The organism is Maribacter sp. PR66 (assembly GCF_028464205.1).
In the GTDB taxonomy this organism is placed as follows: Bacteria; Bacteroidota; Bacteroidia; order Flavobacteriales; family Flavobacteriaceae; genus Maribacter; species Maribacter flavus.
Genome location: NZ_JAQPCH010000002.1, coordinates 544596 through 561308, shown reverse-complemented (window position 1 = coordinate 561308; position 16713 = coordinate 544596). Strand labels below are relative to the sequence as shown.

Genomic DNA, 16713 nt, shown 5'->3' with positions numbered 1-16713 from the left:
TATAAATTTGGCTCAAAAATAATTATTATTTTAAATCAGTCTAAATAAACTGAATAAAAAAATCAACGAATCCTAAACTTTAACATCTATAAAAAATGAAAAGAGTACAGTTGTTTACCGTAATGTTCGTTCTGGTGGGAGCGAGCGTTTTTGCCCAGACCAAAAAGGAGAAGGACCAAGAATCCATAAAGGAGATGTGCGGCTGTTTTGAAGTAACCTTCAACTTTGCCGAAACCTTTAATTACAGTCAGGATTCCTTGTACAAACCTTCCAAGACAAAGGTGGATAAAGGTCTGGAATGGGCCCAATTGGTAACTGATGAAGACGACAAGATCGTAATTCAGCATATTCTACAGGTAGGCAATCCAGCAGAACCCATGATCGTAAAACACTGGAGACAGGATTGGTTGTATGAAAACACGGATTTCTATTTATACAATGGTGATAACGAATGGAACTACACCCAAAAACCTAAAAATGAAGTCGCGGGACAGTGGACACAAAAAGTCTATCAGGTAGACGACAGTCCAAGGTATGAAGGGAGTGCCTCTTGGGTGCATGTGGATGGAACCAGTTATTGGGAAAACACAACACCTGCCCCATTGCCCAGAAGGGAATACACGACCCGGGGCGATTACAACCTCACCATGCGCGGTAACCGACATGAAATTACCTCCGATGGATGGGTGCACGATCAAGACAATTCCAAAATAGTCCGTAAGGATGGAGAGGCCGATTTCATCTTGGCCAAGGAAAAAGGCTACAATACCTATGTAAAGGTTCCAGATGCACGCTGTAAAGCTGCGGCCGATTGGTGGATCGCGAATGATGGCAAATGGGCCATGGTCCGTGACAAATGGGACGAGGTGTTCGCAAAAGAAACCGATTTGGTGTTAAAGGAAAAGGTGGACAACAAGGTACTTTACAAGCACTTGTTCGAAGATGAAGTTTCAAGTGCCGATAAAATTGGAGCGGTCATAGATTCCTTCGTCGTAGAAGAAAATTCCAAAGTAGCCCTTAAAAGCAAATAAGTCATGAAGAACATTTTAAGTGCCATCTTCACGGCAGCATTTTGTTTGGGTTTGGCAGCACAGGAAAACCCTTTTTTGAAAAGGGAATATTGGAACAATAATCCTTCCATACAAGAGGTTGAGGCTACGATACAGGAAGGACACGACATTACGGAGCGTAACGCCGCCTATTTTGATGGTCCCACCTACGCCATTTTACAAAAGGTAAATACCAAAACCATGGCACATATCATCGCCAAAGAAGGTAACGGTGTTGCTAAATTGACCCATGATGGCAGAATTTACCTGCACTGGGCCGCGTACGCAGGAAACCTGGAATTGGTCAAATACCTACTCGACCAGGGTTCTGATGCCGCGGCAGTGGACGCCCATGGCTATTCCGTAATCAACTTTGCTGCTAATTCTGGAGTAACGGATACCCAAATTTTTGATGCCCTTCTTGAAAATGGAGCGGACGTAAAAGCGACCACCCACAACGGTGCAAACGCTTTGTTACTGGCATCCTCTGGAGCTGATACTTTTGAGTTGCTCCAATATTTTATGGATAAAGGGCTACCGCTAAACAGTGCGGACGATACTGGTAACGGGGTCTTCCAGTATGCCTCCCGTGGCGGGAATATCGCCCTGCTAAAGACCTTGGCAGAAAATAGACTGGATTATAAAAAAGTAACTACTGATGGAGAGAATGCCCTCTTTATGGCTGCCAGAGGAACACGTAGGAATCAAAACGGCAAGGAGGTCTTTGAATATTTGGGAGGTCTTGGTCTTTCCAACCAACTTGTAAACAAAGAAGGCAAAAACCTGCTGCATATAATTTCAGGAAGGAATAAGGACCTTCCCTTGTTCGAACATTTTATAGCATCGGGGGTTTCAACAAATTTGAAGGACAAGGAAGGCCAAACCCCATTTATGATCGCTGCATCCGGAAACGTCCTTGAGGTTGTTGAGCTTTTGGCAAAACATGTGGAGGATATGGATTTAACCAATGACAAAGGTAGAAATGCGCTAATGATGGCTGTGGAAAGGAATAGTGCCGAGGTGGTCGATTTCCTATTGGAACGTGGTGCAGACGCAAGCGCATTGGATACCGACGGGAATTCTCTTGTCTATTACCTGATTCAAAATTACAACCCCCAAAATACCGCCCCGTTTGAAAAAAAGTGGAACCTACTTCAAGAAGCCGGACTAACTATGACCGAAAAGCAGGGCCATGGTAACACGCTCTTACATCTTGCGGCCAAGGCCAACAACTTGGCACTCTTAAAGCGATTGGAGGATTTGGAAATCGATGTCAATCAAAAAAATGAGGATGGAATCACTGCACTTCACTTTGCCGCAATGTCATCCGATAACGAAGACATGTTAAAGTATCTGATTTCCATGGGGGCGGACGTGAGTGCAAAAACCGAATTTGAAGAAACGGTCTACGATCTGGCGAACGAAAACGAATTGTTACAAAAGCACAACGTAGCGTTGGATTTTTTAAAAATATAATTTAAAGAATGAAAAAGTTTTTTATCCCGATAATGACTATCGTCAGTTTAGCCCTACTGGCCTTTGGCAAAGCTACTGAAACCACCTCCTATAAATGTATGATCCAGCTCACCAATTACGTAGGCGAAGGAGCCTACATCGTGGTGTCCATTTTGGACGGTAATGGCAAGTATCAAGAAACCTTGTACGTTCAGGGCGATGATAATGAATGGTACCGTGACCTGGAAGAATGGTGGAAGCAAATTTATGGTATCAGACGGCCTAACCTCGATGCTATAGTGGGTGAGACCGTTACGGGCGGGCAACGCAAAATGACCGTTTTGAACATCCCGACGGATAAAATCGACGCTGGATACAAAATCCGATTTGAATCCGCCGTAGAGGACCAGGAATATTATAAGGACGATCTGGAGTTTGACCTTACCACGGAAAATCTATCGGCCAAAAAGGAAGGCAAGGGCTTTATCCGATATGTACGAATGATTCAACAATAAAATACGTGTATGACCATCTCTATTTGGAGGTATAGTCACTTACTTTTGGCCCTATCCACGGGCCTTTTTTTGATTTTGGCATCCATAACTGGGATTATATTGGCTTTTGAGCCTATACAGGGAGTCTTGAAACCCTATAATCCCGTAGCGTTATCGGAAGTGACCCTGGCCGAAACTCTAGGTTCACTTCAAGCGGAGTACGAGGAGGTTATGAGCATTGAAGTGGATGCAAACGATTTTGTCCTTGCCGATGTACTTACCAACGATGGCGAAGGAAAACGGCTATACATCCATCCCAAAACTGGTGAGTATCTGGGCGAACCGTCCCCGCAACATCCTATTTTTCAATTTACGACGAACCTGCACCGCTCCCTCTTTTTAAAAAGCGTAGGTCGATTTTTCGTGGGCCTGGTTTCTTTTTTACTTTGTCTTATTGCAATAACGGGCGTGGTACTTATCATAAAAAGACAGGGAGGCATTTCAAAATTATTTTCCAAGGTCCACAAGGATTATTTTGAATTGCGATACCATGTCATTTTGGGTCGATGGTTTCTGGTTCCGATTCTCATTTTGGCCGCGACAGGAGCATTTCTATCCGCTGAAAAATTCTCCTTGCTTCCCAGCACGCTCGTTGTTCATGAAAGGGTTAATCCCGATTTAGACGCGGACGAATCGGTAAGGCCCCAAGAATTGGACATTTTCAAAACAATTTCCTTGGCCGATGTACGAAACGTAAATTTTCCCTTCACCCCTTTTCCCGAGGATTATTTTGAGGTTGCACTCAATGACAAGGAAATCTATATCCACCAATATACGGGCGAAATTTTAAGCGAAAAACCATATCCGTTCACATTCTTGGCAAGCAAACTAAGCCTGACCTTGCACACGGGACAAGGTTCTATGCTATGGTCTTTGGTGTTATTACTGGCCAGTGCCTCCCTACTGTTTTTTATCTACTCGGGTTTTGTGATGTGGCGTAAACGCATCCAAAACTCGGTAAAATTTGACCATAAAAATGCCGATGTTTGTTCGCATGTCATTTTGGTAGGCTCCGAAACCGGGACGACTTTCGGCTTCGCCAAATTACTTGAAAAAGCATTGAACAAATTGGGGAAGGAAGTGCTTGTTTGTCAGCTCAATGAGTATAAAATATTTAAAAAAGCGGAACATCTAATTATCCTGACGGCGACCTACGGGGAAGGGGACCCTCCCACCAATGCCCGAAAGTTTATGGATTTATTGGAGACCGTACAACAGCCATATCCGTTGAAATATGCTGTCATCGGTTTTGGCTCCACCCTCTATCCCAACTATTGCAAATACGCCATCGATGTTGAAAAAGGACTGGCTGCAACATCCGGTTTTGAGCAAACGATTCCCCTTTATAAAATCGACAATCAATTCTATGATGCCTTTAGGGAATGGGCCATACAATGGAGCAAAGCGACTGGGGAGCATTTGGAACTTCCGGCAATGGGCATCAAAAATAAAATTCCAAAACTGCATGAATTTGAAGTGGTATCCAAAATCGAACCCAATAGGGACGATACCTTTTTAATCCGACTCAAAGCAAAAGGCAATGCCAAGTTCCAATCTGGGGATTTGTTGGAATACAGACCCACGGAGGATGGAATCCCCAGGTGGTTTTCCATTGCCAAACTAGGCCAGGAAATGCTACTGAGCATCAAGAAACACGAATTTGGTATCGTTTCAAATTACCTAGATTCTCTAAAACCCTTGGAAAACCTTAAAGCTGGCATTAAAGCAAATCCCCATTTCCATTTTCCAAAAAAGGCGAAGGAGATTATCTGTATTTCTAATGGTACGGGTATTGCCCCCTTTTTGGGAATCATTGCGGAAAACAATAGGAAAATTCCGATTCACATGTATTGGGGTGGCCGATACGAAACCTCCCTAGAAATCTACACCCCCTATTTGGAGCATCTCAAAAGTGCCGGAAAACTAAAGACCCTAGAAGTGGCCCTGTCACGTACCGAAGGTTCCAATACGTATGTCCAGGACCTTGTGAAACGAGATTCCCAATTCATTTCCAAAAGCCTAAAAAACGGTGCGGTCGTCATGATTTGTGGGGCATTACGTATGCAGAAAGATGTACTGGAAATTCTTGAAAAAAGTACCTTGGAACACCTCGCTACGTCCCTATGCGATTTTGAAGCCAAGGGGCAATTGAAAATGGATTGTTATTAAATACTACGTCGCATAGGCTCACTTCCTTAAAAAAAACCATATTGATGGATTGGCAAGTTGTTCCCGGTAAACCCCAAAAGCCTTTGGTAAATCATTCAAGGAATAGAAGTCAAATTTATTTTTATTTGTTCTAAATAAGTTTTGCAAATAGAATAGAACCCAATACATTTGCCCAAATTATTTTGAATAAGTCTAATTAAAATGAAAAAGTGCATCGCTATCCCCATTCTCTTACTAAGTATATTCTTGAAAGGGCAACAGCCAACACAGACTACAACTATGGATTCCATCCATTTGAACGAGGTTACCCTAAAAGCCAATGCCATTTTAGGTAGTAAATTCGAGGCAAAGAATAGAACAGGATCGGCTTTTTACATTTCTCCCAAGGAAATCAAGAAATTCAATTATACCGATATCAATCGAACACTTCGAGGGGTACCGGGAGTAAACGTTTACGAGGAGGATGGATTTGGCCTTAGACCCAACATCAGTCTAAGGGGTACCTCTCCTGAGCGAAGTTCTAAAATCACACTCATGGAAGATGGTGTTCTCATTGCACCTGCTCCGTATAGCGCTCCCTCGGCATATTATTTCCCCACCATAGGCCGCATGCAGGCCGTAGAGATACTCAAAGGTAGTAGTCAGGTGCAATATGGCCCATACACTACCGGAGGGGCATTAAATATGATTTCCACGGAGGTGCCGGACAGTTTTGGCATCTTTTTAAATTCGAGCTTTGGAAGCTTCAACAGTGGCCGAATCCATACCCAGGTAGGGGATACGAAAAAAAACTTTGGATATGCCATTGAATACCTGAACTATAATTCCAATGGTTTCAAAGATTTGGACAATGGAGAGAATACGGGCTTTGATAAAAATGACCTGGTCGCAAAATTTAGGGTCAATTCCAATGCCGATGCCAAAGTTCCGCAATCCGTTGAATTGAAGTTCCAATATTCCAATGAAGATTCCAACGAAACATATTTGGGACTTACTGAGACCGACTTTTCCCTAAACCCTTTTAGACGGTACGCGGGCTCACAAAGGGATGAAATGAATACGGAGCACCTTCAGTTTATGTTGACCCACGTACTTGGATTGGGCAAAAATACCTCACTTACTACTACCGCCTACCTCAATGATTTCAACCGAAACTGGTACAAAGTAGATAATGTAACGGTAAATGGTGAGCGACAAAGTATCGCCAATATTATTGAAAACCCGGTCGACCTACAGGCATATTATGATGTCATTAGTGGAAACTCAAATACCACGAATAATGATGTCATTGCCGTCAAAGCCAACAATAGGGAATATCTATCCACGGGTATTCAAACAAAACTGAACCACCGTTGGAGTACCTCTAGTTCGGTGCACGATTTCGAGTTGGGAATGCGTTACCACTATGATGATGAAGACCGATTTCAATGGGTGGATGATTACGGGATAACCAATGGCATTATGGAACTCGTTACCAATCGTTTGGCAGGAACGGACGCAAATAGAATTAGTGATGCGCGTGCTTTTTCCACCTATACACTTTACAAGCTAAAATACAAGAACCTAACACTTACCCCCGGTATTCGATATGAAAATATTCAATTGGGAAGAACAGATTACGGGAGTAGCGATCCGGAACGTTCAGGTACAAACATTTCCACACGGGAAAATAAAGTAGATGTTTTTATACCAGGCATCGGATTCAATTATAATTTTGATAATGTATCCCTTTTTGGGGGTATTCACAAAGGATTTTCCCCTCCAAGCAATCAGGTTGGGGAAAAACCGGAGGAAAGTGTGAATTATGAATTGGGTACACGTTTTACGTACTCAGGCCTCTCTGGGGAGTTGGTCGGTTTTTACAATGACTATAGCAATCTTTTGGGAAGTGATCTCGCAGCAACCGGCGGTACAGGTTCCTTGGACCAATTCAATGCGGGAGAAGTTATTGTTCAAGGCATTGAAGTACTATTAAACTACGATCTGTCGTCATCCAATACAAATATCTCCATACCCATTACTTTGGGGTATACCTTTACGGACACGGAATTCCAGAATAGTTTTGGTAGTGAAAACGATATCTGGGGTACGGTAAGCAAAGGGGATGAATTGCCCTATTTATCAAAACACCAATTAAATGCCGCTGCCAGTATCGAGTATAAAAAATTTGAAGTCCATCTAAACGGACGTTTTAACGGAGCGTTCAGGACCAAAGCGGGAACGGGTTCCATTCCCGCCAATGAGAAGGTCGATTCCAACATAGTTTTGGATTTGGGAACTAAATTTCGCTACAACGATCATATCACGATAACTGCCAATGCAATGAACCTTTTGGATGAAAGGTATGCGGTAGCCCGTGTACCTGCCGGCCTAAGACCCGGTATGCCATTTGGCGTTTTTGGTGGTCTGGAACTACGGTACTAAATTGATGGATGAAACCGAGCATTTTATGCTAGTGGTATTTACCAAATAGCTCCGTTGCCTTGTTGTAAGCGGCCTCAAATACCATCCAGTTTACGTTGGTCTCCGCTTTTTGCGCCGTCAAGTAGGATAACAATTTTTCGGTAGGCATATTACCGGTTAGCTCGTCCTTGGCCATGGGACAACCGCCGAAACCCTGTACGGCCCCGTCAAACCTACGACAGCCGGCCTTGTAGGCGGCATCCACCTTTTCATGCCATTTAGTGGGGGTAGTGTGCAGGTGTGCCCCAAACTCTATGAGCGGATATTTGGGTATTAAATTGGAGAACAGGTATTCGATATTCTTTGGATCCGAAGTTCCCACGGTATCGGAAAGGGAGAGGATCCTGGCACCCATGGAGGCCAATTTTTCCGTCCATTCCCCTACGATTTCCACATTCCATGGATCCCCGTACGGATTTCCAAAACCCATAGAAATGTAGGTGACCACCTCTTTGTTGGCGGCATCGGCAATATTAAAAATCTCCTGGAGCGTTTCTACCGATTGGGCAATGGTCTTATGCGTGTTCCGCATCTGAAAGTTCTCCGATATGGAAAAGGGAAATCCCAAATAATCGATTTCAGTATGCTTTACAGCATCCTCCGCCCCCCGGACATTGGCAATGATCGCCAATAATTTGCTCTTGGTCCTTGAGAGGTCCAATTTGGACAATACCTCGGCCGTATCCACCATTTGGGGTATCGCCTTTGGTGAGACAAAACTTCCGAAGTCCAACGTATCAAAACCACAGCCCAATAAAGACTGCAGATAGCGCACCTTCTCATCCGTAGGAATGAAAGTCTTGATACCTTGCATGGCATCCCTTGGGCATTCTATTAGCTTTACCTTGGTGTTGGACATATTGTAAAAATACAAATTGAATGATGAAGAATACCTACAAACATCTCAAAGACTTAACCCAGCAACAAATAAACTGCCAAGCCAACAAAAACTACTATTTGCAGCCATTTTAATACCACGCCAATAACCTCATTCTTCTGAACCAAGGTTCCTATACTACCGGATAAAAACGCAATGCCACCAAACACCAAGGAGGACACGAAAATGAAAAGAAAACCGAGTATATAAAACTGGACTACGGTACTGATATCATCGGAAAAAAGAAAACCTGGAAAAAAGGCAAGGAAAAATATGGTGACCTTTGGGTTCAAAACATTCATAATAAAACCTTGTTCGAATAAGGAAAACAGACCTTTCTTTTTGCTTCCGTTGTTATTCAATGAAATATCACTATTGCTCCTAAACACCTTAAAAGCTAGGTAAAGCAAGTATAAGGCCCCAAAAACCTTTATGCCGTAAAACACGTTTGGGTTATCCTTAATGACCGCGGAAACACCAAAAGCCAACAACGTGGTATGCACCAAGCAACCCGTCATCAGTCCGGCCACGGTGGCCAGACCGTACTTTTTACCGTTGACCATACTTTGGATCAGGACAAAAATATTATCGGGTCCCGGTGAGATGGCAAGTGCGGCCGTCGCCAATGAAAAAGCAATCAGTACGGAATAATTCAAATTTTCCCTTTTTTCTCCATCGTTGAAAAATACAAATAATACCAGTTCTGGTTTAGGAGTGTGCCAAAATTTATGCTTTTGCTTTTTTTTTGCTGAAGCCGTGAAGATTGTAAATAGCCCGGGCTCTTTGCTATTTTCACATTGATGGCAAAGGGAAAATGAACAAGTAAATTGACACCTTCTTAAATTGGAAATGATATGATACCCTAACCGATTTTTTATATCTTGTTCAAAATTTGGATTCAATAAAACCTTCATCGAGAGAAATTTATTGAAAATCCAAATCAGTAGTTAAACAAATGCTCAAATACAGATTCATCAACCTCAAGAATAATAAATGAAAAAATCAATACTATCTTTAGTAACACTTGTAGTTATAGCCTTTTTCAGCTACAGCTTCAACAACAACAATACAAACACAATTACGGAAAACACTATGGTACAGGCCAACGACAGCATCCTTAGACATGTGGTACTTTTTAAATTCAAGGATGGAACTTCTGCCGAGAATATTAAAAAAGTAGAAGATGCCTTCCATGCCCTGCCTTCCAAGATACCCCAAATTGCGGGATACGAATGGGGCATAAACAATAGTCCGGAAGGTTTGGACAAAGGTTTCACCCATGTGTTCTTTTTGTCCTTTAAAAGCGAGGAGGATAGGGCCATTTATCTACCACATCCTGATCATAAGGCCTTTGGGGCCGTCCTAGGCCCGCATTTGGACGATGTGCACGTGATGGATTATTGGACTTCCAACTAAAGTCTTCTAAACCTCTTCCGCTAGGATCGCTTGGTTTATTTTCTTGACCAAGATGGGTCCCTCATAAATAAATCCGGTCCACAATTGGACCAAGTCGGCCCCCGCACGTAGTTTTTCCAAGGCGTCCTGTGGTGCGTGGATGCCCCCTACCCCAATAATTGGGAAGGCTTTGTTACTACGTTCCGCTAAAAACCGGATGACCTCGGTACTTTTATCCTTCAAGGGCTTACCGCTAAGGCCACCGGCCTCTTCCAAGAGCAGTCCGTGGGATTTGAGGTTTTTTCGCTCGACCGTCGTATTGGTGGCGATTACCCCATCTATTTTGGTATCGGCCACAATATCGATGATATCCAAGAGTTGGTTGTTGGTAAGGTCCGGAGCGATTTTCAATAAAATTGGTCTACGTTTAACGGACCTATCGGTAGCCATCTTCTTGTTGGTCACTTCCAATTCCCTTAAAAGCCTTGTCAAGGGTTCCTTATCCTGAAGTTCCCGTAAGCCCGGGGTATTTGGTGAGCTTACATTCACCACAAAATAATCCACATAATCAAATAGGGCATCAAAACAAATCATGTAATCCTTAATGGCCTCGTCGTTGGGTGTGACCTTGTTTTTACCGATGTTACCCCCGATCAAGACCCTATGCTCGTTTTTCAATCGCTCCACCGCCTCAAAAACACCCTCATTGTTAAAGCCCATCCTGTTGATGATGGCACTATCTGCCTTCAAGCGAAATAACCGCTTTTTAGGGTTTCCGTCCTGCGGTTTTGGTGTCAACGTCCCTATTTCCACAAACCCGAAACCAAAATCCGAAAGTTCATTGTAAAGGACGGCGTTCTTGTCAAATCCTGCGGCCAGACCAACCGGATTTTTAAATTTAAGGCCGAAAACCTCGCGCTCCAATCGTTCGTCCTCCAAGGTGAAGATTGGTTTCAGTAGCCCTAATAATCCCACTTTTGAAATGATTTTGATCAACGCAAAGCTAAAATGATGGACCTTTTCAGGGTCGAATAAAAACAGGATTGGCCGTATTACCGATTTATACATCTTGGGTTGGATTTTTGCAAAAATACAAAGTGCGAACTTTATAGTCCTGATGTCATCCCCTTAAAATTCAACCCTGCCTATTTCTGTTTTGGGGGAATGCTATCGGAATACACTTTTGGTGTTATCACAAAAGGGGAACGGGAGGCTTCATGACAAAGATCCAAATATAATTGGTACTGTTTCGGATTCAATAATGCGAGTAACTTTTTGTCTATCATGGACTGAACCGACTGCATGGAATCCATGACATTGAGGTACTTTAAAGCCAATTGATTCAATTCCTCCACCGTATTTTGTGGGTGCCTATTATAAACATTTTCAAGCTGAACGTTCAATATCTCATTTCTATATTTCAACTCGGCCGATAGATTCAAAAGCTCCTGTTTTTGAACATCGTTCATCTGGAAAATATCCGCGAGCGAATCGTTTTCAGTGATTCCCACCCCCAGAAGACAATCTGCCTGGGACCTAACCGAAAAGGAAATCAGAACCAAAAGAAAGGTCTTAAAAGCTAGAAACCGCATGGAAACATAGATTATTAACGGATGACGAAAATACAATATAAAAGCTATTTTTGGATAAAAACCGAAGATATGAAAGACGTAATGTCACGTTTTTTGGATTATGTGAAGATAGACACCCAAAGCGACCCAAACTCCAAATCCACTCCAAGCACCCAAAAACAATGGGATCTGGCACACAAACTTGTAAGTGAATTAAAGGAAATTGGGATGACCGATGTATACATCGATGAAAGGGCCTACATCATGGCGACACTTCCCAGCAACCTGGATTACGAGATACCCATCATTGGCTTTATATCCCATTTTGACACTTCGCCTGATTTTTCAGGGACACATGTAAACCCACAGATCATCAAGGAGTATGATGGTAAAGATATTGTGCTGAATCCTGAAAAGGGCATTGTTCTATCCCCGGATTATTTTGATGATTTACTACAATACAAAGGACAGACGCTCATCACTACCGATGGAACTACGCTGCTTGGTGCCGATGACAAGGCGGGAATCACCGAAATCATAACGGCCATGGAATATCTTATCAACCATCCGGAGATAAAACATGGAACGATAAAAGTTGGGTTTACGCCCGATGAGGAAATTGGCCGGGGCGCCCATTATTTTGAAGTGGAAAAATTTGGTGCCGACTGGGCCTACACCATGGACGGGAGCCAAATAGGGGAACTGGAATACGAAAACTTTAACGCCGCAAGTGCAAAAATCAGTGTCGCGGGAAAAAGTGTCCATCCCGGCTATGCCAAGTACAAAATGGTCAATGCATTGCTCATCGCCAATAAAATCATCTCCATGCTACCCGAAGCGGAGGTTCCCGAAAAAACTTCGGGCAGGGAAGGATTTTTTCATGTGCACCACGTGCAGGGTGAAATTGAACATGCGGAGATCCAATTGATCATTCGGGATCATTCCAAACCCCGTTTTGAGGAAAGAAAACAACTTCTGCAGGATATCGTTTCACAACTCAATGCCGTCCATAAAGATGCCGTTGCTTTGGAAATAAAGGACCAATATTTCAATATGAAGGAAAAAATAGAACCCGTTTTTCATATTGTTGAAATTGCCAAGGAGGCCATGGAATCCGTTGGTATAACGCCAATTATTAAACCGATCCGTGGCGGTACGGATGGTTCCCAACTGAGCTTTATGGGCCTACCTTGCCCCAACATTTTTGCCGGGGGACATAATTTTCACGGCAAGTACGAGTATGTTCCGGTGGAAAGTATGGAGAAGGCCGTGGCCGTAATCGTTAAAATTTGCGAACTTACAGCTACCAAAAGCTGAGATCATGGAAATATCAGAAAAACTGGATGTATTCTTTTCAGAGGAACATATTTTTAATTCGCCCGTTTTACGATTAAGGAGCCTAATTTTGGAATCGGGATTGGAAGAAACCTACAAATGGAGTTTTCCTACCTACACCTTGGATAACAAGAATGTAGTGGCCATTGGGAAATTTAAAAATCACTTTGCCCTTTGGTTCTTTAATGGCGGTCTCCTCAAAGACCCCTATAATGTTCTGGAGAATGTACAAGAAGGCAAGACCAAAGCTATGCGCCATTGGAAATTTAATAGTGCGGACGAAATAGATGCCGAAAAGATTAAAGAATATATTGACGCAGCTATTGCAAATCAGAAAAAAGGAATTGAGATAACACCCATAAAAAAGAAACAAACCGCCGAACTCATTTTACCGGAATTACTTCAAAAGGAGCTGAACAAAAACCGCGAAGCAAAAAAAGCCTTTGACGCCCTTTCACAGGCAAAACAGCGGGATTATGCTTTGTATATAAATGAGGCCAAAATGGAAAAGACGAAAATTTCCAGATTGGCCAAAATTATTCCTATGATTTCAGTCGGTAAGGGTCTCAACGACCAATACCGTTAACCATTTACCATGAAGCAGTTAGACCATGGGCAGTTTCCAGCCATTTTGGTAGTTGGCCATCAAGTATTGATTCGCTTCCTCGTTCTTGAACTTACCGGATGCATCGTCCCAATAAATTCGGTTACCTGTTTTAAAGGCCGCGTTACCCATGTGAGACACCAAAGCGGCATCATAGCCTACCTTGATCGGTGCAGTTAGCTTGGAAGCATCCCTACTCTTTACGGCCTCTATAAAGTTTTGGGTATGTAGGTCCAACCCGCTTTGACCGCCATTATCGAACTTCATGGCTTCCATTTTAGGAATACCATCCTTGCCCCAACCTTGGAACTCCGTTTCGGGAATCACTTCCCAACCTTGCCTGTCCAATACCAAAGTCCCATTGTTTCCAATAAATGCGATTCCGTGGTTCCTTCCATAGTTACCTCCATCTATCCCTGTGGCATGTTCCCATAAAATCGAGAATCCATCGTACTCATAAACTGTTTGTAGGGTATCGGGAGTTTCAGAGGCATCATCCGGATAGGCAAACTTCCCTCCCAAAGCCATTACGGACTTAGGTGTGCTGGCCTTCATTCCGTACAAGGCATAATCGATCAGGTGTACGCCCCAGTCCGTCATAAGGCCACCTGCGTAATCCCAGAACCATCTAAAATTGAAGTGGAAACGATTTGGATTGAAGGGCCTTTGGGTGGCGGGCCCCAACCACATATCATAGTCAACCCCTGCAGGAGCGGTACCATCCGGTACAATGGGCACGGGTTTCATCCAACCTTGATAGGCCCAGGCCTTTGCCAACCTGATTTCGCCTAATTTACCGGAATGCACAAAATCAATGGCATCCACAAAATGGGGCTGGCTACGCTGCCATTGCCCTATTTGTACCATGCGATCGCTGGCCCCAACATAGTTTAACATGATATTCGCCTCCTGAACGGAATTGGCAATGGGCTTTTCACAGTAAACATCCTTACCTGCCTGTAATGCATCGGTCAATTGCAAACAATGCCAATGGTCCGGCGTTCCAATAATTACCACATCAATATCCTTATTTTCCAACAGTTTTCTATAGTCCTTGTACCATTTGGGCTTTTTGATACCGGCCTTTTCCAAATCGGCAGTACGCTTTTGCAATACGGCTTCATCTACATCGCATAGACCAATAACATTGGTGTCGCTCATTTTAAGAAACGACGAAAGGTCCGAAAACCCCATACCATTGCAACCTATGAGCCCCACATTTACGGTGTCATTGGGACCAACTTTCTTTCTCATGGCCGCCAAAAGCTCCATGGGAAACATAAATGTAGCTCCTGATACGAGCAAACCTGCTGTACTCTTTTTAATAAATTCTCTTCTATTACCAAACATGTCCTTTAATTTTGTTGCTTGAATATAGGAATTTTAAACAAAAAAAAGCACCAATTTTTCTTTGGTGCTTTTCAATTTATTCATGAGGTAAGGTTATTTCTTTTCGGGAGCATTTAGCTTTTTGCTCATTTCCATAGAAATGGCAGACCTGTCGAATTTAAGCTTTCCGGCCATTGTTTCCAAAATGCAGGAAAAATCCTTATCGTTCAATTCAACGACCTTACCGTGCAATCCGCTCTTTGTAATTACCCTATCTCCACGTTTTAACTCCGCAGCAAATTTCTTCTCGTCCTTTTGTCTCTTCATTTGTGGTCTTATCATGAAAAAATAAGCTACCACAAAAATCAAAATCATTGGAAGAAACTGTCCAATATCACCCATATAAATATTCTTAATTTATGTAATCCAATTTATTTTACTGGTCCAAGCGGAGCGGCCCCTTTTGGATTCACAAAAGCCTTTATCCTTAAAAGTTCAGAACCTTTTTCAGTATTTGCAGTAACCGTAATGGTTTTTGTTACTTGGTTTTGTCCTGATCCGTTGAACTTGACGACCAATTCACTGGACTCTCCCGGTGCAATTGGATCTTTTGGTGGGTTTGGCACTGTACAGCCGCAGCTACTCTTTGCATCAGTAATGATTAGGGGGGCGTTACCTGTATTGGTGAATTTAAAGGAAGTCTCCTGAGGCGTTCCTTGTTCAATGGTACCAAAATCATGTTCGGCCTTTTCAAAAGTCATCACCGGAACTGCCTTGGCGGCCTCGTCCCTAACAGCGGCTTCGGCCACATTATCGGATTTAATTTTACTGGAAGCATTTTCCTTACATGAAGTGAATGCGAACATTGCAACTACGCCTGCGGCAAAAACTACTTTTTTCATTATTGATTTTTTTTAGATTGAAACAAAATTAGAAAATATTTTTTTATAACAGGCCACGGCCCATTTTATTAAGCTTTCCTTCCTTTTTATATTCCTTAACAAGCTTGTCCAAAATACCATTGATGAAAATGCTACTTTTTGGAGTGGAATATTCCTTCGCTATTTCCAAATATTCATTTATGGTGACACGCTCCGGTATGGAAGGAAAATTGAGCAGTTCGCAAATGGCCATCTTCAATAATATCGAATCGACATCTGCAATACGGTCTTTATCCCAGTTTGGGGTCTTGCCCTCGATTTCCTTTTCCAACACCTCGTTTTTCAACAACGTTTTTTTCAGCAATTTATTGGCAAAGTCCATATCCTCCTGATCCTTTAACAGTTTGGGAAGAAAGAATTTAGGGTTTTGGTTAGGTTTTACCTTTTTAAATTGTTTCACCAAGAAGGTATTTACAATGGGCAAATCGTCAACCCAAGTTAGTTTATTGTCCTCAAAATAATCGTAAATCTTGTCGTTGGGTGCGACCACCTCCTTGAATAAGGAAATTATAAAGTCTTTGTCCTGTTCATAGCTTCCATTCGGTTTTGCCATGTATTCCTTATAGATTTCGCTCTCAATGATGGATTTATAAATAAGCCTAACATATTCCTCGTTCAAGTACCAATTGTCCAATTTCCTGTTGGAAAGCTCCTCTTTGACCAAGGCGTTATCCTTGATCTGAAGCAGCAATCCGTTGTTTACGAACTTTGACTTGTTGGGAAACTTATTATCTGTTTCATCGGAAAGATACTTTTTTGAGGAGAGGTTCAATTGTTCCGAAGCTTTTTGTTGAATCTCGATTAAAAGACTTAGCCAAAGCAGATAAAGTGTGTAGGTATTCTCTATGCTTACCGCTAAAAATTTCTCCTGTTTTTGAAGTGAATCATCCTTGGATTGGATAAGGGCGTAAATACACTGCATCACTTTTACTCTAATATGCCTTCTTGTAAGCATGTAAAGAACTTTTGTA

General features: G+C 42.6%; 16 protein-coding genes. 8 read left to right on the top strand and 8 right to left on the bottom strand.

Annotated features, from left to right (window positions below):
• The first annotated feature begins 95 nt into the window (after positions 1 to 95).
• The 5 genes from PP181_RS07375 to PP181_RS07355 all read left to right on the top strand — a co-directional run bounded on the left by PP181_RS07375 (position 96) and on the right by PP181_RS07355 (position 7651).
• Positions 96 to 1031 (top strand): DUF6607 family protein, encoded by a 936-nt coding sequence (locus PP181_RS07375; protein WP_154916799.1) that lies wholly within the window; start codon positions 96 to 98, stop codon positions 1029 to 1031.
• 3 nt (positions 1032 to 1034) lie between these two features.
• Positions 1035 to 2525, top strand: coding sequence for an ankyrin repeat domain-containing protein (locus PP181_RS07370; protein WP_272636593.1), 1491 nt, complete (start codon positions 1035 to 1037; stop codon positions 2523 to 2525).
• Positions 2526 to 2533: 8 nt separating this feature from the next.
• Positions 2534 to 3019 (top strand): DUF2271 domain-containing protein, encoded by a 486-nt coding sequence (locus tag PP181_RS07365; protein ID WP_272636592.1) that lies wholly within the window; start codon positions 2534 to 2536, stop codon positions 3017 to 3019.
• A 9-nt stretch (positions 3020 to 3028) separates the two neighbouring features.
• A complete protein-coding gene (locus tag PP181_RS07360; protein WP_272636591.1) occupies positions 3029 to 5227 on the top strand; it encodes a PepSY domain-containing protein in 2199 nt (732 codons plus the stop codon).
• Between the two features lie 201 nt (positions 5228 to 5428).
• Positions 5429 to 7651: a TonB-dependent receptor family protein gene (locus PP181_RS07355; RefSeq protein ID WP_272636590.1), complete on the top strand. Its 2223-nt coding sequence runs from the start codon at positions 5429 to 5431 to the stop codon at positions 7649 to 7651.
• A gap of 28 nt (positions 7652 to 7679) precedes the next feature.
• Here PP181_RS07355 and PP181_RS07350 read toward each other — a convergent pair whose 3' ends face one another.
• Positions 7680 to 8549, bottom strand: coding sequence for a hydroxymethylglutaryl-CoA lyase (locus tag PP181_RS07350; RefSeq protein WP_272636589.1), 870 nt, complete (start codon positions 8547 to 8549; stop codon positions 7680 to 7682).
• Between the two features lie 53 nt (positions 8550 to 8602).
• Positions 8603 to 9223, bottom strand: coding sequence for a LysE family translocator (locus PP181_RS07345; RefSeq protein ID WP_272636588.1), 621 nt, complete (start codon positions 9221 to 9223; stop codon positions 8603 to 8605).
• Between the two features lie 337 nt (positions 9224 to 9560).
• On the opposite strand from PP181_RS07345, the gene PP181_RS07340 reads away from it, so the two are divergent.
• Positions 9561 to 9983, top strand: a complete 423-nt coding sequence (locus PP181_RS07340; protein WP_154916806.1) for a Dabb family protein — start codon at positions 9561 to 9563, stop codon at positions 9981 to 9983.
• Positions 9984 to 9989: 6 nt separating this feature from the next.
• Here the strand turns inward: PP181_RS07340 and PP181_RS07335 are convergent, their stop codons facing one another.
• Together PP181_RS07335 and PP181_RS07330 are read right to left on the bottom strand one after the other, a co-directional pair.
• Positions 9990 to 11030 (bottom strand): quinone-dependent dihydroorotate dehydrogenase, encoded by a 1041-nt coding sequence (locus tag PP181_RS07335; RefSeq protein ID WP_272636587.1) that lies wholly within the window; start codon positions 11028 to 11030, stop codon positions 9990 to 9992.
• Between the two features lie 77 nt (positions 11031 to 11107).
• Positions 11108 to 11554, bottom strand: coding sequence for a hypothetical protein (locus PP181_RS07330; protein ID WP_272636586.1), 447 nt, complete (start codon positions 11552 to 11554; stop codon positions 11108 to 11110).
• A gap of 69 nt (positions 11555 to 11623) precedes the next feature.
• On the opposite strand from PP181_RS07330, the gene pepT reads away from it, so the two are divergent.
• The gene (pepT, locus tag PP181_RS07325; RefSeq protein ID WP_272636585.1) at positions 11624 to 12850 is read left to right on the top strand and encodes a peptidase T; all 1227 of its coding nucleotides are present in this window, start codon (positions 11624 to 11626) and stop codon (positions 12848 to 12850) included.
• A gap of 4 nt (positions 12851 to 12854) precedes the next feature.
• The gene (locus PP181_RS07320) at positions 12855 to 13454 is read left to right on the top strand and encodes a YdeI/OmpD-associated family protein (protein WP_272636584.1); all 600 of its coding nucleotides are present in this window, start codon (positions 12855 to 12857) and stop codon (positions 13452 to 13454) included.
• 18 nt (positions 13455 to 13472) lie between these two features.
• On the opposite strand, the gene PP181_RS07315 is transcribed toward PP181_RS07320, so the two are convergent.
• From PP181_RS07315 to nusB, 4 genes are all read right to left on the bottom strand, one after another.
• Complete coding sequence (locus PP181_RS07315; RefSeq protein WP_272636583.1) at positions 13473 to 14822, bottom strand: Gfo/Idh/MocA family protein; 1350 nt, start codon at positions 14820 to 14822, stop codon at positions 13473 to 13475.
• Positions 14823 to 14915: 93 nt separating this feature from the next.
• Complete coding sequence (gene yajC / locus PP181_RS07310) at positions 14916 to 15203, bottom strand: preprotein translocase subunit YajC (RefSeq protein WP_138257543.1); 288 nt, start codon at positions 15201 to 15203, stop codon at positions 14916 to 14918.
• Between the two features lie 29 nt (positions 15204 to 15232).
• The gene (locus PP181_RS07305) at positions 15233 to 15703 is read right to left on the bottom strand and encodes a DUF1573 domain-containing protein (protein ID WP_138257542.1); all 471 of its coding nucleotides are present in this window, start codon (positions 15701 to 15703) and stop codon (positions 15233 to 15235) included.
• 43 nt (positions 15704 to 15746) lie between these two features.
• Positions 15747 to 16697: a transcription antitermination factor NusB gene (gene nusB, locus PP181_RS07300; RefSeq protein WP_272636582.1), complete on the bottom strand. Its 951-nt coding sequence runs from the start codon at positions 16695 to 16697 to the stop codon at positions 15747 to 15749.
• Positions 16698 to 16713 lie beyond the last annotated feature (16 nt).

Bases quoted from the DNA above. Each gene is read 5' to 3' on its own strand.
- PP181_RS07375 (WP_154916799.1), top strand. From the start codon at position 96: ATGAAAAGAGTACAGTTGTTTACCGTAATGTTCGTTCTGGTGGGAGCG.
- PP181_RS07370 (WP_272636593.1), top strand. From the start codon at position 1,035: ATGAAGAACATTTTAAGTGCCATCTTCACGGCAGCATTTTGTTTGGGT.
- PP181_RS07365 (WP_272636592.1), top strand. From the start codon at position 2,534: ATGAAAAAGTTTTTTATCCCGATAATGACTATCGTCAGTTTAGCCCTA.
- PP181_RS07360 (WP_272636591.1), top strand. From the start codon at position 3,029: ATGACCATCTCTATTTGGAGGTATAGTCACTTACTTTTGGCCCTATCC.
- PP181_RS07355 (WP_272636590.1), top strand. From the start codon at position 5,429: ATGAAAAAGTGCATCGCTATCCCCATTCTCTTACTAAGTATATTCTTG.
- PP181_RS07350 (WP_272636589.1), bottom strand. From the start codon at position 8,549: ATGTCCAACACCAAGGTAAAGCTAATAGAATGCCCAAGGGATGCCATG.
- PP181_RS07340 (WP_154916806.1), top strand. From the start codon at position 9,561: ATGAAAAAATCAATACTATCTTTAGTAACACTTGTAGTTATAGCCTTT.
- PP181_RS07335 (WP_272636587.1), bottom strand. From the start codon at position 11,030: ATGTATAAATCGGTAATACGGCCAATCCTGTTTTTATTCGACCCTGAA.
- PP181_RS07330 (WP_272636586.1), bottom strand. From the start codon at position 11,554: ATGCGGTTTCTAGCTTTTAAGACCTTTCTTTTGGTTCTGATTTCCTTT.
- pepT (WP_272636585.1), top strand. From the start codon at position 11,624: ATGAAAGACGTAATGTCACGTTTTTTGGATTATGTGAAGATAGACACC.
- PP181_RS07320 (WP_272636584.1), top strand. From the start codon at position 12,855: ATGGAAATATCAGAAAAACTGGATGTATTCTTTTCAGAGGAACATATT.
- PP181_RS07315 (WP_272636583.1), bottom strand. From the start codon at position 14,822: ATGTTTGGTAATAGAAGAGAATTTATTAAAAAGAGTACAGCAGGTTTG.
- yajC (WP_138257543.1), bottom strand. From the start codon at position 15,203: ATGGGTGATATTGGACAGTTTCTTCCAATGATTTTGATTTTTGTGGTA.
- PP181_RS07305 (WP_138257542.1), bottom strand. From the start codon at position 15,703: ATGAAAAAAGTAGTTTTTGCCGCAGGCGTAGTTGCAATGTTCGCATTC.
- nusB (WP_272636582.1), bottom strand. From the start codon at position 16,697: ATGCTTACAAGAAGGCATATTAGAGTAAAAGTGATGCAGTGTATTTAC.